21 protein-coding genes and 1 tRNA gene are annotated in these 20,917 nt (G+C 36.4%); 17 read left to right on the top strand and 5 right to left on the bottom strand.

All coding sequences use genetic code 11. The features are described 5' to 3' along the window. Nucleotides 1-52: 52 nt before the first annotated feature. Nucleotides 53-862: a J domain-containing protein gene (locus IP358_RS06660; RefSeq protein WP_006802808.1), complete on the top strand. Its 810-nt coding sequence runs from the start codon at nt 53-55 to the stop codon at nt 860-862. A 9-nt stretch (nt 863-871) separates the two neighbouring features. After that, the gene (locus IP358_RS06655; RefSeq protein WP_248613397.1) at nt 872-1,654 is read left to right on the top strand and encodes a hypothetical protein; all 783 of its coding nucleotides are present in this window, start codon (nt 872-874) and stop codon (nt 1,652-1,654) included. Nucleotides 1,655-1,721: 67 nt separating this feature from the next. Here the strand turns inward: IP358_RS06655 and IP358_RS06650 are convergent, their stop codons facing one another. The 4 genes from IP358_RS06650 to gap form a co-directional block, all read right to left on the bottom strand. Then, nucleotides 1,722-2,930 (bottom strand): acetate/propionate family kinase, encoded by a 1,209-nt coding sequence (locus IP358_RS06650; RefSeq protein WP_006802806.1) that lies wholly within the window; start codon nt 2,928-2,930, stop codon nt 1,722-1,724. Nucleotides 2,931-2,941: 11 nt separating this feature from the next. Then, nucleotides 2,942-3,937: a phosphate acetyltransferase gene (gene pta, locus IP358_RS06645; protein WP_006802805.1), complete on the bottom strand. Its 996-nt coding sequence runs from the start codon at nt 3,935-3,937 to the stop codon at nt 2,942-2,944. A gap of 89 nt (nt 3,938-4,026) precedes the next feature. Then, complete coding sequence (locus IP358_RS06640) at nt 4,027-5,295, bottom strand: glucose-6-phosphate isomerase (RefSeq protein ID WP_006802804.1); 1,269 nt, start codon at nt 5,293-5,295, stop codon at nt 4,027-4,029. Continuing rightward, nucleotides 5,295-6,290, bottom strand: a complete 996-nt coding sequence (gene gap / locus IP358_RS06635; protein WP_006802803.1) for a type I glyceraldehyde-3-phosphate dehydrogenase — start codon at nt 6,288-6,290, stop codon at nt 5,295-5,297. Before gap ends, IP358_RS06640 begins: the two co-directional genes overlap by 1 nt. Nucleotides 6,291-6,486: 196 nt before the next feature. Between gap and IP358_RS06630 the strand changes: the two genes are divergently transcribed. From IP358_RS06630 to IP358_RS06580, 11 genes are all read left to right on the top strand, one after another. Continuing rightward, nucleotides 6,487-6,783: an HU family DNA-binding protein gene (locus tag IP358_RS06630; RefSeq protein WP_006802802.1), complete on the top strand. Its 297-nt coding sequence runs from the start codon at nt 6,487-6,489 to the stop codon at nt 6,781-6,783. Nucleotides 6,784-6,835: 52 nt separating this feature from the next. Further along, nucleotides 6,836-6,912, top strand: a tRNA-Arg gene (locus IP358_RS06625). Between the two features lie 110 nt (nt 6,913-7,022). Beyond that, entirely contained in the window at nt 7,023-7,727 is a 705-nt protein-coding gene (locus IP358_RS06620) for an SIMPL domain-containing protein (RefSeq protein ID WP_006802801.1), read from the top strand. Nucleotides 7,728-7,850: 123 nt separating this feature from the next. Next, nucleotides 7,851-9,092, top strand: coding sequence for an amidohydrolase family protein (locus IP358_RS06615; protein ID WP_006802800.1), 1,242 nt, complete (start codon nt 7,851-7,853; stop codon nt 9,090-9,092). An 8-nt stretch (nt 9,093-9,100) separates the two neighbouring features. Then, a complete protein-coding gene (locus IP358_RS06610) occupies nt 9,101-9,928 on the top strand; it encodes a mechanosensitive ion channel family protein (protein ID WP_006802799.1) in 828 nt (275 codons plus the stop codon). Nucleotides 9,929-9,931: 3 nt separating this feature from the next. Further along, complete coding sequence (mqnF, locus tag IP358_RS06605; protein WP_006802798.1) at nt 9,932-11,215, top strand: aminofutalosine deaminase family hydrolase; 1,284 nt, start codon at nt 9,932-9,934, stop codon at nt 11,213-11,215. Further along, on the top strand, nt 11,209-12,615 hold the full coding sequence (locus tag IP358_RS06600) for a phosphomannomutase/phosphoglucomutase (RefSeq protein ID WP_006802797.1): 1,407 nt from the start codon (nt 11,209-11,211) through the stop codon (nt 12,613-12,615). The genes mqnF and IP358_RS06600 overlap by 7 nt, the downstream gene beginning before the upstream one ends. After that, nucleotides 12,616-13,614: a dihydroorotase gene (gene pyrC, locus IP358_RS06595; protein ID WP_006802796.1), complete on the top strand. Its 999-nt coding sequence runs from the start codon at nt 12,616-12,618 to the stop codon at nt 13,612-13,614. Further along, nucleotides 13,614-14,129 (top strand): pantetheine-phosphate adenylyltransferase, encoded by a 516-nt coding sequence (coaD, locus tag IP358_RS06590; RefSeq protein WP_006802795.1) that lies wholly within the window; start codon nt 13,614-13,616, stop codon nt 14,127-14,129. Before pyrC ends, coaD begins: the two co-directional genes overlap by 1 nt. Further along, entirely contained in the window at nt 14,114-14,680 is a 567-nt protein-coding gene (tmk, locus tag IP358_RS06585) for a dTMP kinase (protein WP_040498694.1), read from the top strand. The genes coaD and tmk overlap by 16 nt, the downstream gene beginning before the upstream one ends. Beyond that, a complete protein-coding gene (locus IP358_RS06580; RefSeq protein ID WP_006802793.1) occupies nt 14,680-15,252 on the top strand; it encodes a ComF family protein in 573 nt (190 codons plus the stop codon). Before tmk ends, IP358_RS06580 begins: the two co-directional genes overlap by 1 nt. Nucleotides 15,253-15,255: 3 nt before the next feature. On the opposite strand, the gene metE is transcribed toward IP358_RS06580, so the two are convergent. Next, nucleotides 15,256-17,508 (bottom strand): 5-methyltetrahydropteroyltriglutamate--homocysteine S-methyltransferase, encoded by a 2,253-nt coding sequence (gene metE / locus IP358_RS06575; RefSeq protein WP_006802792.1) that lies wholly within the window; start codon nt 17,506-17,508, stop codon nt 15,256-15,258. A 172-nt stretch (nt 17,509-17,680) separates the two neighbouring features. On the opposite strand from metE, the gene rplI reads away from it, so the two are divergent. Genes rplI through era form a run of 4 tightly spaced genes read left to right on the top strand, consistent with a single transcriptional unit; the run spans nt 17,681 to nt 20,910 of the window. After that, complete coding sequence (rplI, locus tag IP358_RS06570) at nt 17,681-18,127, top strand: 50S ribosomal protein L9 (protein WP_040498571.1); 447 nt, start codon at nt 17,681-17,683, stop codon at nt 18,125-18,127. Beyond that, on the top strand, nt 18,127-18,660 hold the full coding sequence (hslV, locus tag IP358_RS06565) for an ATP-dependent protease subunit HslV (protein WP_006802790.1): 534 nt from the start codon (nt 18,127-18,129) through the stop codon (nt 18,658-18,660). Before rplI ends, hslV begins: the two co-directional genes overlap by 1 nt. 27 nt (nt 18,661-18,687) lie before the next feature. Continuing rightward, nucleotides 18,688-20,010 carry an HslU--HslV peptidase ATPase subunit gene (gene hslU, locus IP358_RS06560; RefSeq protein ID WP_006802789.1) on the top strand — a complete coding sequence of 441 codons (1,323 nt, stop codon included), beginning with the start codon at nt 18,688-18,690 and terminating at the stop codon, nt 20,008-20,010. Nucleotides 20,011-20,019: 9 nt separating this feature from the next. Beyond that, complete coding sequence (era, locus tag IP358_RS06555; protein WP_006802788.1) at nt 20,020-20,910, top strand: GTPase Era; 891 nt, start codon at nt 20,020-20,022, stop codon at nt 20,908-20,910. The last annotated feature ends 7 nt before the right edge of the window (nt 20,911-20,917 follow it).

The raw sequence follows: 20,917 nt of genomic DNA, 5'->3' as shown, positions 1-20,917 counted from the left end.
TAATAAATGGCAAAGTGCTAACAAGTAGGAAATCAAAAACAAAAGGAAGGCAATGAAGGTAGAGCTCTTAGAGCCATACATTCAAATTAGCATTGAAAGAGAATCGCAGTTTTTAAGGCGTGCTGTGGATTTTGCCTACAAACATTTTTCCAAAGCGTATCGTCTTTCAAACTCTGTGCTTATCTTAGATGATGGAGAGCGCTATAAGAAGGACTATTTTCTAAATTGGGCATACCATGTAGCAATGCAAGATGATGCCAAAAAAGGAAATCCGAATTTTCAGAGCATTATTGATAGCAGTTATCTTCCTATCCGTATAAAAATGATAGAAAATCGTGCGGTGTTAGAACATGTTATTGTTTCTTTGCAGATTATTCACAGCTCTTTTAATAATGCACAGGTTTGCTTAAGGTTAAATCGCCCAAATCGTCTCGCTAGACGCTATTTAAGTTCAATTTTTAAGGAGTTTTTGTTAAGTTATACTAAACAGGAAGTATTTTTGGAATCTTCTAGTCCTTATTTTTGGGAAAAATTAATTAGTATGCTTTCTCAAAAAGTTATCCATAATATTGTTTTGGATTTTGATTATGAAACCTTTAAAGCACGCAATACATTTGAATGTTTTGAAGAATATTTAACAAAAGAAGAAAAACTTCTTAAAAAAAGCTATAAAATCTTAGGTTGTGGCTATAATGATGATTTTGAATGCGTGAAAAATCGCTATATTGAACTTGTAAAAACCTATCATCCCGATAATGTTTATGGGCAAGATAAAAAAATCATTGAAGGTTATGCGGAAAAATTTCGTTTAATCAATGAAGCATATGAAAATATAAAATCTAATTTTAAACGCGTTGCATAAGGAGTGAAAATGTCTGAAACAACACCACAAAATATGGAATCTAAAATTACAGATTCTAAGTTGGATTCCACAGAGAATATACATAAAGCTACAAAAGAAGATCCTGTAAATCATAGTCGCTTCTTGCCGCTTTTGGCACTTATTATTGTATTAATTGCGCTAGTGTTGGGTGGGGGGTATTATTTTTTAAGTCAGCCTAGCGGACAGGCGCTGCTCTTTAAAGCGCAAACTTCTTTAGGAATGGCACAAGATCCTATTTTGGATTCCAATTTTACTTCAAATGCCAATCGCACAGTTTATGCAAAAGACGATGAGATTAGGCGCTTACAAGAAGCACTTTACCAAAAAGAGCGCGAATTAGAAAAACTTGCATATTCCCTTAATGGTTTAAATGTTTCTGTTCAGGAGATCCAAAATTCTAGGCAAAACACTATGCAAAAACTCCGCTATACCATCAAACCAAAACAGCAAATTATCGCTGAATGTTTTGCTATGGAGATTGGTAGTTGGGATATTCCCAAGAATTGTCTGCTTTCTCTTGCCACAAAAGTGGATAAAGAGCTGCAAAATGATAACCGTGTAGTTGCCTTTGAAGTGCAAGGAGTTGTGGATATCAATCCTTATCGTGGGCTTTCTCCAGAGCTGAAGCAAGAAGGTTTAGCGAGTTTTAGAGCTTGGAATGCAATTTATGCAATTAATGCAAAAATTCCAAATGCCACTATTTTTGAAGGTCCAAGCTTGCAACTTCAAGACAAACGCGGTTATATCATTAAAGCATATTTTGTAGATTAATGAAAAATTTTAGAGCTAAGCTTTTAGTCTAGGCTATGACTTAAAAGCTTAGTGAATAGAGTATGGCTTATAAATGTTTTCCTGCAACTAAGGCACGCGTGTCGCGTGCAATCATAAGTTCTTCATTAGTAGGAATAACGCAAACTTTAACCTTGGAATCTTTTGTAGAGATAATTCCCTCTTTGCCAATTGTCTCAAGGTTTGCTTTCTCATCAAGTGTAATTCCTAAGAATTGTAGATGTGAAACAATCTTTCCGCGAATAAACTTTGCATTTTCACCTACGCCTGCGCAAAATGTAATAGCATCAACACCTGTCAATGCTGCTGTGTAAGAGCCTATGTATTTTGCCACGTGGTAGGCAAAAACTTCTCTTGCAAAGCGGGCTTTTAAATTCCCTTCTTCATCAGCGGCTAGTAAATCTCTAAAATCGCTAGAAATCCCTGAGATTCCGAGCACACCTGATTTTTTGTTTAGGATATTGATGACTTCTTTTGTGTTTAGATTTTCTTTTTGTGCGATATAATCAATGATTGCTGGATCTAAATCTCCACTTCTTGTTCCCATCACAAGCCCTTCAAGTGGAGTCAAACCCATACTTGTATCAATGCTTTTTCCATTTTCAATTGCGCAAATGCTTGAGCCATTACCTAAATGGCAAGTGATGATTTTGGAATTTTCTAAAGGAATCCCTAAAAATTCTGCTGTTCTTTTAGAAACATAGCTATGGCTTGTGCCGTGGAATCCATAGCGGCGGATTTTGTATTTTTCATAATATTCATAAGGCAAACCATAAATATATGCACGAGGTGGCATCGTTTGGTGAAAGGCTGTATCAAAGACTGCAACCATAGGTTTATTTGGCATTAAATGCTGGCAAGCACGAATTCCAAGTAAATGTGCTGGATTGTGAAGTGGGGCTAAGTCAGCACACTCTTCAATGTGACGGATAACTTCATCATTAACAAGTGCAGATTCTGTAAAATGCTCTCCGCCGTGCACAATTCTGTGCCCTGTTGCTTTGATTTCATCAAGAGATTTTAGGATTCCATCTTTTGGATCAACAAGAGCATTTAGCACAAGCTTTATTGCAACTTCATGATCTGGCATCTCCACATTTTGCGTTGTTTTACTGCCATCTTTTGGTTTGTAACTAAACTGTCCACCTTTAATTCCAATTCTATCGCAAATCCCAGAAGCTAGCACTTCTTCTGTTTGTGTATTGATAAGTTGATATTTAAGAGATGAACTCCCACAATTAATTACTAAAACATCCATATTTTTCTCCTTTAGTTTTGGTGTGCTTGTAAGGCTGTGATAGCAATCACGCCTACAATATCTTCACTGCTGCAACCGCGCGATAAGTCATTAACCGCTCCTGCAATTCCTTGGGTAATTGGTCCATAGGCTTCTGCATTTGCAAGCCTTTGAACAAGTTTGTAGCCGATATTTCCTGCATCTAAATCTGGGAATACAAGAACATTCGCTCTTCCTGCAATCGTGCTATCTGGGGCTTTAGACTTACCAACACTAGGAACAATCGCCGCATCTAGTTGAAACTCTCCATCAATAGCGATATTTGGGGCTTGTGCTTTTGCAATTTGTGTGGCTTCAATTACCTTATCCACATCAGGGTGCTTCGCATTTCCTTTTGTAGAGTGTGAGAGCATTGCAACAACTGCTTCTTTACCCACGAGAGATTCAAAGCTTTTTGCTGAGTCAATCGCAATAGAAGCTAGCTCTTGGGGATTTGGGTTTTGCACCAAACCACTATCGGCAAAAATAAAGATTCCATTTTCTCCATAGTTACAATTTGGAACAACCATTAAGAAAAAAGCTGAAACAAGTTTGGAATCCTTTTTTGTTCCTAGAATTTGTAAAGAAGCGCGTAAGACATCAGCAGTGGAATTAACAGCACCTGCCACCATTCCATTAGCAACGCCTGTTTTTACAAGTGCTACGCCAAAATACAAGGGGTTTTCTAGTAACAATGCGCGTGCAGAAGACTCACTTAAACCCTTATGTCCGCGAAGTTTTACAAACAATTCTACATAAGAATCTAGTGAATCACAACTTCTAGGATCAATAAAAGTTGCCTTGTTTAAATCAAGCCCATTTCCGCGCGCTTTAATTTCTTTTTCATCACCGATTAAAATAATCTTTGCGATTCCTTCCTTTAGCGCGGTGTGTGCGGCTTCTAGCGTGCGTAAATCTCCTGTTTCTGGGAGAACGATGGTTTTTGGATTGGCTTTTGCTTTATCTTTAATGCTTTGAATAAATCCCATAAGTTAGCCTTTGTGTTTTAGATTTGTGTTAATTGTAAGATTTTTTGTAGCAAGTGGTGTAGAAAATGGTAAAAAAAATGAAAAAAAGTTTAAGAGTGTGTAAATTTTTCTCTTAATATCTTTTTCCCAAACTCAACACCGGGTTGATTATATGTATCAATTTGTAACAAAATTCCTACGCAAGAAGTGAGTAATTCATAATAAAACACAAGCGCACCAACGCTTTGTTCATTTAAGGAGTCTAAAACAATGGAATCTACAGGAACATTTTGGGAGATAACACTTTCTTTTGTAGAGATACATTGTAGTTTTAAGAGTTGATTAAAAGAAGTTTGATTGACAAAATCTGTTTCTTCTAAGCCTTCAAGGCTAATATCTGGAATATATAAGGGCTTTTGAGAGAGATTCTCTACGCTTAAAAAAGTTATGGTTTTATTTGCTGGTCCTTGCATAATAAGTTGTAAGAAAGAATGCTGGTCAATGCTTCCTATTAATGCAATAGGCGTTAATCCACGTTTTTGTTGATGGGTATCTAATTTTCCCAATGATTCTCCCCAAAGTTGCACATACCAGGCATTAAAATGCCGAAAAACGCTACTATAAGAAAACAGTACATTGATAGGATATGTTGTTTCATTTTTTGCAAGAAAAAGTGCTTTTTTTAGAATATTATCTTTACGATTTATAAAAAAATCATCATTAATTTGCTTTGCGCCTTGCAAAATCTTTTTAATATCGTAGCCTAAAATTGCTAGAGGTAACAATCCTACGGCACTTAGAACAGAGAATCTTCCACCTATATTTGGGGAAATGGTAATATTTTGGATTCTTTCTTTTTGGCACCATTTTTGCAAGGGGGAGTTAGAATCAGTTATGGCAAGTAAATGATTTTTTCTATCACTTTTAAGCAAAGAAAAGCGCGTTAGAATGTATTTGAAAAGCGAAGTGGTTTCAACGGTAAGACCGGATTTTGAAATTACGATAAAAAGTGTATCTTCATATTTTACGCGACGCAAGTCTTTTTGTATCATAATGGGATCTGTGTGTTCCAAGAAGCGCAATTTGATTTTTTTGCGATTGTTTTGGTGGGAAAGTAGGGTATCAATCGCCTTTGTGCCTAACGAGCTTCCACCAATTCCTACAATAATAATGTTTGTAATGGACTCTAAAAACTTTGTATTGTATTCTAAATAGTCAAAGATTTCTTGGTTGTCTTTAAAGGGTAAATCGTAATAGCCACTTAATTGGCTATTACGCTCTACTAAGACTTTTTGAAAAAATAAATCTAAATTATCTTTTATAAAAAGATTAGAATAATCTTGTGAAAAATCTCTATAAGTGTCTGATAGATTTAACATTAAATGCTTTGTCCTACAAAGTATGCCATATCTACTAAGCGTGTGGAATAGCCCCATTCATTGTCATACCACGCAACAACTTTAAGCTGATTATCATTGACAACTACAGTGCAATCTGGAACAAAAATGCTACTATAAGTGCTGCCGATAAAATCTCCTGAAACACGCTTTTCATTATCCACTAAAATTAAATTTTTAAATGTCGTCTTGCTTGCTTCTTCAAAGGCAGCATTAATGGAATCTTTCGTGACAGCTTTTTGAGTAACACAAGTTAAATCTACCACACTCACATCTGGTGTTGGTACACGGATTGCAAAGCCATTTAGCTTGCCTTTGAGCTCTGGCATTACAAGTCCAATTGCTTTTGCTGCTCCTGTTGAAGTTGGAATCATATTAAGTGCAGCTGCTCTTGCACGACGCAAGTCTTTATGTTTAGAGTCTAGCAGATTTTGATCGTTTGTATAGCTGTGGATTGTTGTCATTAAGCCGCTTTGGATTGTGAAATTTTCGTGTAAGACTTTTGCGATAGGTGCTAAAGCGTTTGTGGTGCAACTTGCATTTGAAATTACGGATTCACCTTGATATTGCTTGTGATTAACGCCATAAACAAAGGTCGGAACATCTGTTGCTGGAGCGGAGATAACAACGCGCTTAACCCCACCATAAAGATGCGCATTTGCCTTATTTAAATCATTAAAAGCTCCTGTGCATTCTATCACAAGTTCTGCGCCATATTTTCCAAAATGCGTTTCTTTGATGTCGCGCGTGCTGGTAATTTGGATATTATTTTGATTTCCAATTCTAATTGTATTTTCGTTAAGTTTTTCAACCGCACTATTTTTTTGCACAGAATCGTATTTTAGCAAATGCACAAGTGTATCAATGGGCATTGTTGTGTTAATTGCCGTAAGCTCCAAATCGCTGCGTTCTCCTAAAATTTTACTCACACACAAGCCAATACGCCCTGTTCCATTTACTGCAACTTTTAGTGCCATTTTTATCTCCTTGAGAATTTCTAAATAATTAGTATAAATACTAATTGAAAATTCCTTACAAGTCCATATAATGCTTTTTATTGAAATATTTGTAGAAAAAGCAATAATTTAAGAATTTTTTACCTAAAAGCCTTGAAAAACATAAATAGTATGCTAAAATAGTGCGTTTTAAACTAAATCTATGTGGAGGTTCGCAATGAACAAATCAGAATTTGTTGACTTAGTAAAAGAAGTCGGAGAATTTGAAACAAAAAAAGATGCAGAAAAAGCAATTGGTGCATTTACAGCTGCTGTTGAAAAAGCACTTGCAAAAAAAGAAAGTATCGAGCTTGTAGGCTTTGGTAAATTTGAAACAGTTCTTCAAAAAGGTAAAGAAGGAACAGTTCCTGGCACTACTAAAAAATACAAAACTCAAGATAAATTTGTTCCAAAATTCAAAGCTGGAAAAGGTCTTAAAGACGCAGTTGCCGCTGCTAAAAAAGGCAAAAAGTAATTCTTTCTTTTTGCTCCCCTTGCGGAGCATTATCACTATTTCTTAACTTCTTGTCCTCGTAGCTCAGCTGGATAGAGCACACGATTCCTAATCGTGAGGCCATGCGTTCAAATCGCGTCGGGGATACCACTTTTATCTTTAAAATCATTGAAAATCTCAAGTTTAAGTTAGGGATTTCTAGGTAGAATATGTGTAAAATTTCCAAAAGTTGGAATCTAAAAATTTAAGAAAGGTAGAGAATGGATAAAATTGGTGCGATACTTTTAGGATTGGCATTAGTCGTTAGTAGTATTGTGTTGGGCTTTAGTGCAGATAGAGTAATGAAAAGCTTTAAAGCAGGTGAACGGAGCGTTGTTGTTAAGGGTTTAAGTGAGAAGGAAGTGCAAGCTAATGTAATGATACTTCCAATTAAATTTACGCGTGCAAATAATGATTTAAACGCCTTATATAAGGATTTAGAAAGTGATGCACAAAGGGTTTCTACATTCTTGGAACAAATTGGCTTAGATAAAAAAGATATTACCTTTACGCCGCCTATTGTTAATGATAAGCTTGGGGATTTATATGGTGGAAATCAAAATGTAACTTATCGTTATGCAGGTGTTGGAGGCGTGTTGCTTTATACCAAAGAAGTGGCACTTGGTAGAAAGGCGTTGGAAGAGATTTCACAGCTTGGAATGGATGGTGTTGTGATTAAGATTGATGATTATGAAGTGGAATATATTTACACAGGATTAAATGCGATTAAACCACAGATGATTGAGGAAGCAACGCTGAATGCTAGGGAAGCAGCAATGAAGTTTGCTAAGGATTCTGAAAGTCAGCTAGGTAAGATAAAAAGGGCTACACAAGGGCAGTTTAGTATTACAAATAGAGATAAAAATACGCCATATATTAAAAATGTGCGTGTAGTTTCTACAATAGAATATTATTTGGAGGATTAACAAAATAGCTTTATTATGGGAGTTTGATAGACTTTTTTGTAAAGTTAAGATAATGTGTGTTTAATTAAAATTTAGCTTGGAATTTGTAATAATTGCCAAATTTATTAAGTTTAAGGGTGTGTTATGATTATTAGAGGAGCGATGATTTGTGACGCAAATGGAGAGCAAAAGGGTGATGTGCGTATTAAAGGAAATAAAATAGCACAAGTTGATAGAAGCATTTTGCCGCAAGAAAATGAAGAGATTATAGAAGCGGAAAATCTTGTTTTATTGCCCGGTGCAATTGATTTAAATACACGCGTTAGTAATGGAATCTTAAGCAAAGAAAATCTATTAAAACTCTCGCAAAAAGCTGCAAAAGGTGGAATCACACAGGCTCTTTTAATGCCAGATTGTAAGCCAACTTTAAGTAGTGAGTTAGGCTTGGAATTGTTAAATGTTATTAAAGATGAGTTAAAAGCAGAGATTATAGGGATTTCTGAAGCAATAAATACGGAATCCGAAAATGCACTAAATGAGCTTGCAATGCTTTATAAAAAGGGTGCAAAAGGAATTTTTGTAAAATCAAATACAGATGGGAATTTGCTAAGGCGTGCGTGTGAGTTTGCCTTGATGTTTGATGTGCCAATGTTTTTTGTGTGCGAAGATGAATCCCTTAGTGCAAATGGCGTGATGAATGATGGGGAGTTATCATCGGTGTTGGGATTACCAGCTATTCCAACTTTAAGTGAGACAAAAGAAGTGGCACAAATGGCTGAAGTAGCACGATTTATGGGTGTTAAAGCGGTATTCTTGGGGCTTGCGACACAAAGAAGTGTAGAGATAATCCAACAATTAAAGGTTGCAACCAAGCAAAAGTCGGAGTTGTATTTACAAACTTCAATCCACCATTTGATACTCACAGAAACACTTTGCAATAATTACAACACTGCTGCTAAAATCAAGCCCCCCTTGAAGTCAGAATCTACGCGTAAAGCGTTGGTTAAAAGTGTAAAAAAGGGAGAAATTACTCTTCTTACTTCTTTGCAATCTGAAAAATCCTTAGCACAAAAGGATTTGGCTTTTGAAGAAGCAGCATTTGGCGTGGATATGATTGAAAGTTTTATGGGGCTTTGTTATACACTTTTGGTAAAAATGGAACACTTAACCTTAAGTGAGTTTAGCAAGATTTTAAGTTTTAATCCTGCAAATGTGCTAGGACTTGCAAATAAGGGACTCATTGCGCAAGGTTATGATGCGGATTTGGTGTTGTTTAATCCAAAAGAAACAAGTGTGGTGAGTAATATAGAATCGCCTTATTACGATTCTATTATTCACGGACAGGTCAAACGTGTGTTTGTGGGCGGTAAAGAAGTTGTATTTTAAGGAATAAAATGGAAGAGAAATTTTTATTAGTTTGGGATAGGTTTGTTGTTTGGTTTTTTGGGTTTTTACCTAATATTGTGAGTGCGTTTTTTATTTTAATTATTGGTTATTATGTGGCTAGAGTTTTTTCAAAATATATTGCAAAGTTGATTGCTAAGGCAACAAAGGATGAAACGCTAGCGGGATTTTTAAAAAATGTTGCGTTTGTGGGGATATTTGTATTAGCAATTATTACAGCCCTTACAAATTTAGGTGTTAAGACAACTTCTATTATCGCAGTGCTTGGAACAGCTGGCTTAGCAATTGGTTTATCGCTTAAAGATTCTTTGTCAAATCTAGCAAGTGGAATCTTGATTGTAGTGTTAAAGCAATTTAGAAAAGGAGATGTTGTTACATTAAATTCCATTACAGGGAGAGTGCAAGAAGTGAATTTGTTTCAAACAAAAATCACAACTTTAGACAATCAACTTGTGATTTTGCCAAACTCTATGATTGTTTCAGCGCCTATTATTAATGTGAATGCAAATCCCACACGGCGCTTAGATTTAATTTTTAGTGTCTCTTATACGAGTGATTTGGATAAGGCAAAGAGTATTTTAGAGGAAATTTTTAATGCTGAAGAGATTGTGTTAAAAGAGCCAGAACCTCTAATTGGCGTTGATGTGCTAAATGCAAGTAGTGTGGATTTTATGGTGAGATTTTGGGTAAATAGTAGTGAAGTGATTAATGCAAAATTAGATTTACTTCAAAAAGTAAAAATGCGCTTTGATGCGGAGGGAATCGAGATTCCTTATAATAAACTTGATATTAATTTAAATACGCCTTTAAAGGGGTAGGGCTTGCAAATTATTGGTGCGGATTTTATTGTTATATGCGATGAAAAGTTTGGTGTAATCAAAAAAGGTGGAATCCTTTTTGAAACGCAAAAAATTTTAGAAGTTGGCGATTATGCCAAGTTGTGTGCTAAATATAAAAATGCTAAGAGTGAGTATTTTTGCTCTTGTGCGATTACACCAGCTTTTGCAAACTTGCATTTGCATTTGGAATTTAGCAAAAATGAAGGAACTTTGAAGTTTGGGGATTTTGGGGAGTGGTTAGATAGTGTTTTGATACATAGAGAATCCTTAATGGCACAAGACTTACAAAGTGCTATGCAACAAGGAATTTTAGAGTGTCTAAAAAGTGGCGTGGGCTTTGTAGGAGCAATTTCCAGCCATGGGGCTGATTTGGAGATTTTAGCAAATGCGCCTTTGCGCGTGCTGTATTTTAATGAAGCAATTGGCTCAAGCATAGAGACAATAGATTTTTTATACCAAAATTTTTTAGCACGCTTAAAGGATTCTAAGGCTAAACAAAGTGAGAGTTTTATCCCAGCAGTCGCGGTGCATTCGCCTTATTCTGTGCATCCAAAATTGCTAGAAAAAGTGTTAGAAGTGGCAAAAAAAGAGAAGTTGCCAGTGAGTGCGCATTTCTTAGAATCAAAGGCAGAGAGAGAGTGGCTAGAATCAAGTGGAGGGTATTTTAAGGAATTTTATGAAAGATTTTTTAAAAAAACAATGGAATCTTTTTATAATGCTAAGGATTTTTTAAGCGCATTTGAAGGCTTAGATAGTGCATATTTTACACATTGTTTGGAAGCAAATGTGGAGATTTTAGAGCAAATTCAAGCACAAAAAGGCAAGATTATCAGTTGCCCTAAATCAAATCGCTTGCTCAATGGAAAATACTTGGATTTACAAGCGGTGCAAAAGGCTAGGATTCCGCTTTGTCTTGGCACAGATGGTAAGAGTTCTAATGATTCCTTATCACTTTTAGATGAGTTAAGAGTCGCACTTTTTGCTTATGCAGATATGCCTTTAGAACCTTTGGCAAGGGAGTTGTTGTTAAGTGTAACACACAATGCGTTTTTGGATTCCAATTTTTTGCTAGGGGAATTAAAGGCGGGAAATTTTGCTGATTTTACAGTGTTTGAGCTCCCAAAGAGTGAAGAATTTTTAGCGCAAAATTTGATTTTATATGCAAAAGAAGCATGCAGATTATTTATTGATGGTGTGGAAGTTTTGCAAGAGGCATTAAAAAATACTAAAAAGTTGGAATCTAAAATAAAGGGGAGTAAATGTTAGCAATTTTTAGAGAATATGATATTCGTGGAATTTATGGACAAGATTTGGTGCGAGAAAATGTTGTGCGTATTGGTTATTTGGTGGGGCAAGAGTTGCATAAGCGTGGCGGGGCTACTTTGGGAGTTGGCTTTGATGCGCGCTTGCATTCTAGGGAAATTTTTAGTTGGTTTTGTGAAGGTGTGCTAGCTAGTGGAATTACACCTTATAGTTTAGGGGAGATTCCAACACCTGTTGCGTATTTTTCTTTATATTGTGAGTTTAAAGAAGGTTTAAAACTAAATGGAAGCGTGATGATTACAGGCTCGCATAATCCGCCAGAATATAATGGGTTTAAGATAACGCTTTTAAAAGAGCCGTTTTTTGGGGAACAAATTTATGCACTTGAGAAAGAGTTTTATGCGCTTGATTGGGACTTTGTTGCACAAAAGATTCCGTCAAATTTCAAGGTTAAAGCATTAAATGTGCTAGATTTGTATGTGGAATATCTTTGCAAGGAATTTGCGCATTTAAGGGGATTTGAGATTCCTATTAGTTTAGATTGTGGGAATGGGATTGCTGGAGTTGGGATTACAAAAATCTTAGATAGACTAGAGATCGCGTATAATGGGCTGTTTTTAGAGCCTGATGGGAATTTTCCAAACCATCACCCAGATCCAAGTGAAGAGAAAAATCTAAGCTTTTTACATAAAGAAGTTTGCCAAAAAGGTGGAATCGGATTTGCCTTTGATGGCGATGGGGATAGGCTAGCGGTGGTGAAATACACGCTAAATGGGAATAAGGTGTATAAGGGTGATGAGCTAGCGATTATCTTTGCAAATACGATTCCAAATCCTGTGGTAATTGGCGAAGTGAAATGCTCTTTAAATATGTATGAAAGCATTGATAAAATCGGTAAGGCGATAATGTATAAAACAGGGCATAGTAATCTTAAGGTAAAGCTTAAAGAGACTAATGCGCATATGGCGTTTGAAGTGAGTGGGCATATATTTTTTAATGATCGCTACTTTGGCTTTGATGATGCCACTTATGCGGCGTTGCGTGTGCTTGAGTTGTTGCATTCTAAGGGCTTGGAGTTTGATAAGGTTTTAGAGGGTTTATCAAAACTTTATTCTACAGATGAGATTAAAATAAAAACCACAGAAGCAAAGAAGTTTAGAATTATTGAACGCTTAAAGAAAACTTTGAATAACCCTAGTGTCTTGCCTATAAATTTTCCCAAAATCGTAGAGATTATCGCCATTGATGGAGTGCGTGTGGTGTTTGAAGAAGGTTGGGGGCTAGTCCGCGCTAGCAACACAACGCCTGTGCTTGTAACGCGCTTTGAGGCAAAAAGCAAGGAATTGTGTGAGCAATACCAAAACGCCCTACTGGAATTATTAGAGCAAATAAAGGAATCTTAAATGATACAATTACAATCCCCTTATGATATGCATTTGCATTTGCGCGATGGAGAAATGTTGCAAAATGTTGCAAAATACACAGCTAAATACTTTAGTGGTGCGCTTGTGATGCCAAATTTAACGCCTCCTATTACTAGTATAGAGCTTGCTTTAAGCTATAAAGAGAGAATTCAAAATGCTTGTGGGGATTGCGACTTTAACCCATTGATGTCGCTTTATCTTACAGAGGAGCTTAACAAAAGCGTGCTAGAGAAGGCTAGGGAAGTTGGAATCGTATTTTTAAAACTCTATCCAAAAGGTGCGACAACGGGGAGTGAGAGTGGAGTGAGTAAGGTTTTAGATAATAAGATTTTAGAAATTTTAGAGATTTCCCAAGAGCTTGGAATGTTTTTAAGTATTCACGGGGAGAGCAATGGTTTTTCACTGGATAGAGAAGTAGAGTTTCACCCTGTGTTTAGGGAGCTTGCGGAGTCTTTTCCGCGCTTAAAGATTATTTTTGAACATTTAAGTGATCATCGCTCTATCGCACTTGTTGAAAAATATGATAATCTCTTTGCGACGCTAACTTTACACCATATTGCGTTAAGTTTAGATGATGTGTTAGGCGGTGGGCTAAATCCGCATCATTTTTGCAAGCCAATTTTAAAAACGCCAAAGGATAGGGACGCATTGCTTGAAGTGGCACTTAATGCGCATTCTAAATTCTCTTTTGGAAGTGATTCTGCGCCACATTTAAGGGAAAATAAGGAATGTGCTAAGGGGGCGGCGGGAATCTTTAGCGCGCCATTAGCACTGCTTGGGCTTGCGGAGTTGTTTGAAAAGCATAACAAACTAGAAAATCTCCAAAGCTTTGTGAGTGATAATGCTAGGCGTATTTATGATTTGCCAAAGACTAATAAGATTATAAAGCTTGTAAAAGCACCTTTTGAAGTGCCACAAGAATTTAATGGCATCGTGCCACTTTTTGCTGGTAAAACGCTTGCTTGGAATTACGCATAATGTCAAAAATCGCCATTTATCCCGGAACCTTTGATCCTATCACAAATGGGCATCTAGATGTGATTGAGCGCGCTTGCAAGCTCTTTGATGGCTTAATTATCGCTGTGGCAAAATCCAGCGGAAAAAATCCTTTATTTAGCCTTGATGAACGCGTAAAAATGGTAAATTTAGCAATTATGGAATCGCAAAATATCGCTTCAAAAATCTGTGTGCATTCCTTTGAAAACCTTATTGCTGAGTTTGCTAGAGAGCAAGGGGCTAAGATTTTGGTGCGTGGGCTTAGAGCGGTGAGTGATTTTGAATATGAATTGCAAATGGGATATGCAAATGCTTCGTTAAATAAAGAATTAGAAACAATTTATTTAATGCCATCTTTACAAAATGCCTTTATTAGCTCCACTGTTGTGCGCTCCATTTTTGCGCATAAGGGAGAGATTGCGCATCTTGTGCCAAAGAGTGTGAAAGAATATATTATGGGTTTAAAATGGGGAGAGTTATCTTGTATATCGCATTAGAAGGGATTGACACAGCAGGTAAAAGCACGCAAGTTGCAAGGTTAAAAGAAGTGTTTAAGGATGCAGTTTTTACTTTTGAGCCCGGTGCTACACCGCTTGGAAAGCACATAAGAGAGATTTTGCTAAATACAGAGATTGTAAGTCCAAAGGCTGAAATGCTGCTTTTTTTAGCCGATAGGGCGGAGCATTTTGCAAGTGTGATTGCGCCAAATTTAGATAAGCTGATTCTTAGTGATAGAAGTTTAATCTCTGGGATTGCGTATGCAAGGGATTTTGATATGGAAATGTTGGAATCTTTTAATGCTTTTGTGCTAGAAAATATCCTACCAAATAAAGCAATTTTGCTAGAACTTGATAAACAAACGCTAGAATATCGCTTAAATCAAAAGGGTAGAGATAAGATAGAGCAAAGAGGGATTGACTATCTTTTAGATCTTCAAGAGAGATTAAAGGAGGCAATGGAGTTTTTAAAGATAGAATCGCTTGTGATTAATGCAAGTTTGCCACAAGATTCCATAACAAAGCAAATTGTAGAGTTTATCCAAAGTTAATGCGCTGTTTATCTTGCAGGAGATTTTCTTTTAAAGTTTTATGCAAGAATTGCTTAGATTTTGTAGTTTTAAGACGCACTTGTAGAGATTTAAAGGGCTTTAAAGTTTATGGATTTTTTGATTATGATTCCATCTCTTTTTTGCTTCATTCAAAATATTCTGTTTTAGGAAGTAAGATTTATAAGGAATTATCTAGGCTTGTTTTAGAGGATTTGCAAACAAAAGAAATAGCTTATAATGCCTATGGTGTAGGTATTGATGATAGGATTAGCAAGCAAGGTTATGCGCATAATGCGATTTTCTTGCACTCTTTAAAAGGAGTGGGCTTAAAGCCTATGTATCGCACGCTTTATTTAAGCAATAATATCCGCTATGCTGGAAAAAGCTTGAAATTTAGAGAGAAAAATCCTAGAGAATTTATTCTAAAGCGTGAAGTTAAAGATAGAGAAATCGTGCTTGTAGATGATATTGTAACAAGCGGTTTAACCTTGCTTAGTGCAAAAGAGTTTTTAGAAAAACACGGCGCAAAGGTTTTATATGCACTTGTGCTAGCTGATGCTAACACAAGTTAAGTTTTATAAGTTTTGTAGAATCTCTTTTGTGGCTTCTACCATATTTTTTAAACTAGGCTTGACTTCTTCGTATTTGCGCGTTTTTAGTCCGCAATCTGGGTTAATCCACACTTGTTCTTTGGGTAAAACTTCTAAAATCGCTTGGATTTGTTCTTTGATCTCAGCGACACTTGGGATTCTAGGGCTGTGAATATCATAAACACCTGGTCCTATTTGCTTATCATAGCCAACTTCTTGGAATATGCGTAAGAGTTTGTTGCTATTGCGCGCTGTTTCTATGGTAATAACATCAGCATCCATTGCTTCAATGGTTTTGATAATATCGTTAAATGCGCTATAACACATATGCGTGTGGATTTGTGTCTGTGGTAAGGCTATGCAAGTAGCAAGCCTAAAGCAATATAACGCCCATTCTTCGTATTCTCTAATGTTTTCTTTGCGCAGTGGGTAGCCTTCTTTAAAGGCAGCTTCATCAACTTGGATAATGCGGATTTTAGCGTTTTGCAAGTCGTTAATCTCATCAGCAATTCCTAGTGCGATTTGCTTACACACGCTACTTCTTGGGAGATCATCGCGCACAAAGCTCCAATTTAGAATTGTAACAGGTCCTGTTAGCATTCCTTTCATAATCTTTTGCGTTAAGCTTTGTGCATAAACGCTCCATTGTATCGTCATAGGCTGTAATCTTGCAACATCGCCATAAATAATTGGTGGTTTAACACAACGGCTACCATAGCTTTGCACCCAACCATTTTGACTAAAGACAAATCCGCTTAACTGCTCTCCAAAATATTCTACCATATCGTTGCGTTCAGGCTCTCCATGGACTAGCACATCAAGCCCTATTTCTTCTTGGAATTGCACGCAGTCTTTAATGTAATCTTTGATGATTTGCGTGTAGATTTCTTGTGTGATTTTGCCACTTTTATAATCTTTTCTTGCGTTTCTTATTTCTTTGGTTTGTGGAAAAGAACCAATTGTGGTTGTAGGGAGTAAAGGGAGATTAAAAATCTCTTGTTGGAGTTTAATCCGTTCTTTAAAGCTCACATTGCGCTTGGCTTCTTGTGTGGAATTTGCACGCGCTTGGACTTCTTTGTTGTGGATTTTTAAAGAGTTTTTGCGCGTTTGATTGAGTGTGATGTAATGCTCCCATTGTGTTTTGTGGTTTTGGATTCCGTCTTTTAAGACTTGATTTAAAAGCTTTAATTCTGCAATTTTCTCTACACTAAAAGATAGCCAAGAAAGAATCTCGCTATCCATTTTAGATTCCGTATTTTTAGAGTAAGGAATGTGAAGTAAAGAGCAAGAAGTAGTAAGAGTGAGTTTATTTTGTGGAATCTTTTTTGTGATTTTTTCAATTAAGGCTAGTTTTTCTTCTAAATTTGAAATCCAAATATTTCTTCCATCAATGATTCCTGCAAATACGGCTTTACCGCTTTTTGCTAGTGTGTCTAGGCTATTTAAATTTTTGCTCCCATAAAGAAAATCAAGTCCGATCCCATAAATTTCTGTTTGACTAAGAATCTCTGTAGCTTCACAGCTATGCTCAAAAAATGTGCTAACAATGGCTTTAACACCCTTTTTTACAAGAGTGTTGTAGAAGTTTTTAAGTGTTGTTGTCTCACAAATTAAAAAATCCAAACCTAAAGCGAAAATTGGCTCACTAAACTCTATGACAATCTCTTTTCCTAATGCACTAACTAAAGCGTCTATGAGTGCTAAATAAGCGGTTTTGACTTGTTCAAAAACTTCTTGTTTCTCTCCATTTACAATATGGCTAAGATGAAAAAAAGTGAAAAATCCTATCAGAGAAATCTTTGGAGTGTAGCCTAATTGCAAGGCTTCTTTGTATTGCTTGGTGATAAAATCAATATTCAATATGTATTTATTATCTATATCAAGTTCTGGGACAACGAAATGGTAGTTGGTGTTAAACCATTTTGTCATTGCGCAAGCGACACCATTTTTATGTCCTCTAGCCATTGCAAAATAAAGTTCTAAGCCTTCAAGGTCTTTAAATCTCTTAGGCTTCACTCCTAGTGCGTAGTCTAAATCCAACACATTATCATAATAGCTAAAGTCATTAACGCAAACAAAATCCAAGTCTTTTTGCGCTTCCCAGTGTTTTTTGCGTAGGCTTTGCGCTAGGGATTCTAACTCTTCAAGGCTAGACTCATTTGCCCAGTAGCTTTCTAATGCAAACTTTAATTCTCTATGTTCTCCAATGCGTGGAAAACCTAAAATGCTGATACTCATTATAATCCTTTTTTAAAAATTAGAGCGGGATTATAGCATAAAAATTTATAAATACAATATGTATTAACAAAAATTAATTTAAAATTGTTTGGCTTTGTTTAATTTTAAATTGAATAAAAAATGGATAAAATCCGCATTTACTATTAAATCTTTGTAGATATTTGGAGAGATGATGAAAGTTTTGTTATTACAAGATGTCAAAGGTTTAGGCAAAAAAGGTGAAATTTGCGAAGTTAAAGATGGCTATGGAAAGAATTTTTTAATCGCAAAAGGATTAGCAGATTTTGCTACAAATGCTGTGATTAACCGCTATAAAGCAGAGCAGAAAAAGGCAGCAGAAATGGCTGCTGAAGAAAAAGCCTTAATGGAAATGGCGGCAAAAAAGATTGAAGAAGTTACTCTAAAAATCGTGCAAAAAGTCGGTGCAAATGGCTCTTTATATGGCGCAATCACTAAAGAAGATATTGCAGAATCCCTAGCAAAAGAGCATCGCATAGAAATTGATAAAAAAACTATTGAGCTAAAAAGTCCGATTAAATCCACAGGCGTTTATGAAGTGGAAATCAAGCTAGGACACGGAATCCACGCAACTTTAAAAGTTGATGTAGAGGCGCAATAATGTTTCATGCAACAACAATTTTAGCTTATAAGAGTGAAAAGGGTGCAGTTATTGGAGGTGATGGGCAAGTTACCTTTGGGAATTGCGTGCTTAAAGGTAATGCGACAAAAATCCGCACACTCTACCACGGAAAAATCCTAAGTGGATTTGCAGGAAGCACGGCAGATGCGTTTAGTCTTTTTGATATGTTTGAAGGGATTTTAGAGAACAAAAAAGGGGATTTGCTAAAGTCTGTGATGGAGTTTTCTAAAGAGTGGCGTAAGGATAAGTATTTAAGGCGATTAGAAGCGATGATGATAGTACTTGATAAAGAGCGTATTTTTATCCTAAGTGGCACAGGTGATGTGGTAGAACCAGAAGATGGCAAGATTGCCGCTATTGGAAGTGGTGGAAATTATGCGCTCTCAGCGGCAAGGGCAATGGATAGATTTGGCAGTAATTTAGAGCCAAAAGATTTAGTGCTAGAGTCTTTAAAGATTGCTGGGGAGCTTTGCATTTACACAAACCAAAATATCAAAATTTTAGAACTTTAGGATAAGAATGTGGAAAAATTATTTGCAATGACACCAAAAGAAATTGTGAGTTATTTGGATGAGTATATTATCGGTCAAAAGGACGCTAAAAAGATTGTAGCAATTGCTTTGCGCAATCGTTATCGTAGATTGCAGTTGCCAAAAGAAATTCAAGATGAGGTAATGCCAAAAAACATTTTAATGATTGGTTCAACAGGCGTTGGAAAAACTGAAATTGCAAGAAGAATGGCAAAGATTATGGGGCTACCTTTTGTTAAAGTAGAAGCTAGCAAATACACAGAAGTGGGTTTTGTGGGGCGTGATGTAGAATCTATGGTGCGTGATTTAGTGGTGGCTTCTATTAATTTGATAAAAGAAGAACATAGAAGCAAAAGTACACAAGATATTGAAAAATATGTGCTAGATAAAATTGTAGAAAAACTGATTCCACCTTTGCCAAAGGGTGCAAGTGAGCAGAAAATTGAAGAATATGAAAAAACAGTAAGCAAAATGCGCCAAAAGGTGCTAAATGGCGAAATGGATCATTTAAAAATTGAAGTAGAAGTGCCAAAGAAAACCTTTGAAATTGAAGATGGAAATATGCCAGCGGAGTTTGCAAAGGTGCAAGAAACCATCGCAAAAGTCTTTATTGCCTCTCCAAAAGATAGCCCAAAAAAAGAAGTAACGATTAAGGAGGCTAAAGAGCTTTTAAAGGTTGAAGCAAGTGAGGCACTACTAGACTTAGATGCGATTAAACACGAGGGATTAAAGCGCGCTGAGAGTAGTGGAATTATCTTTATTGATGAGATTGACAAGGTGGCAGTTAGTGGCAATGGTAGCCAACGCCAAGATCCCAGTAAAGAAGGCGTGCAAAGAGATTTGTTGCCCATTGTGGAGGGCAGTGTGGTAAATACAAAATATGGAAGTATTAAAACAGATCATATTTTATTTATTGCAGCAGGCGCGTTTAGTCTGAGTAAGCCTAGTGATTTAATTGCGGAATTACAGGGGAGATTCCCCTTGCGCGTAGAGCTTGATAGTCTAGATGAAGAGGCGTTGTATAAGATTCTAACCCAAACTAAAAATTCTATTTTGCGTCAATATGAAGCATTGCTAGGCGTTGAAGAAGTGCGTTTATCCTTTAGTGATGAAGCAATCCGTGCCTTAGCGCATTATTCACAAGTAGCAAATGAAAAGACAGAAGATATTGGAGCTAGACGATTGCATACGGTTGTAGAGCAAGTGATTGAAGAGATTAGCTTTGAAGCGGAGAATTATAAAGGTCAAGATGTGGAAATCACAGAAGTGCTTGTAAAAGAAAAGTTGGAATCCTTGGTAGCAGATTCTGATATTGCGCGTTATATTTTATAGGAAAGCATTTTGGAGGAGAATACAAAGGCTGGTTTTGTTGCAGTTTTGGGGCGTCCAAATGCTGGAAAAAGCACCTTTTTAAACACTCTTTTAGGGGAGAAGCTAACCCTTGTTTCGCATAAAGCAAACGCAACGCGCAAAAGAATGCATCTTGTTTTAATGGAGGGCGAAACGCAAATTGTTTTTGTGGATACTCCTGGGATTCATAAGCAAGAGAAATTGCTTAATCAATATATGTTAAAAGAAGCCTTGCAAGCCTTGCAAGATTGCGATGTTTTGTTGTTTTTAGCGCCCGCGAGTGACAAGATTAGCTATTATAAAGAATTTTTAGAAATGGCAAAAGACAAGAAACATCTTTTGCTTTTGACTAAAATAGATTCTGTATCTAAGGAAGTACTTTTTGAAACAATGCGTCAATATGAGAAGTTTAAAGATTGTTATGAGGCATTAATTCCTATTTCTATCAAAGATTTAGGAAGTTTAAAACGCGTGGTTGAAGTGCTTGCAAAGCTTATGCCGCAAAGTCCATATTATTATAATCCTGAAATTTTAAGTCCAAATACAACAAAAGAAATTGTAAAAGAGTTAATCCGCGAAGCTGTGTTTGAAAATTTAAGCGATGAATTGCCCTATGAAAGCGATGTGCAAATTACACTTTATAAAGAGAAGCCAAATGTTCATTATATTAAAGCAACAATTATTGTGCATAAGGAGAGCCAAAAGGGAATGGTAATAGGCAAAGGAGGTGCAACTTTAAAGCGCATTGGGAAGGAAGCAAGGGCTAGTATTGAGAGTTTTGTGTGCCAAAAGGTGTTTTTAGATCTTTTTGTGAAAGTTGTGCCTGGTTGGAGTAAAGAGCGTGAAAGCCTTAAGAGAATGGGATATAATTTTGAAGATTGAAAAGGAA

The sequence above is a fragment of the Helicobacter winghamensis ATCC BAA-430 genome, assembly GCF_028751035.1.
GTDB classification, from domain to species: Bacteria; Campylobacterota; Campylobacteria; order Campylobacterales; family Helicobacteraceae; genus Helicobacter_D; species Helicobacter_D winghamensis.
This window is presented reverse-complemented; position numbering and strand designations above follow the sequence as displayed.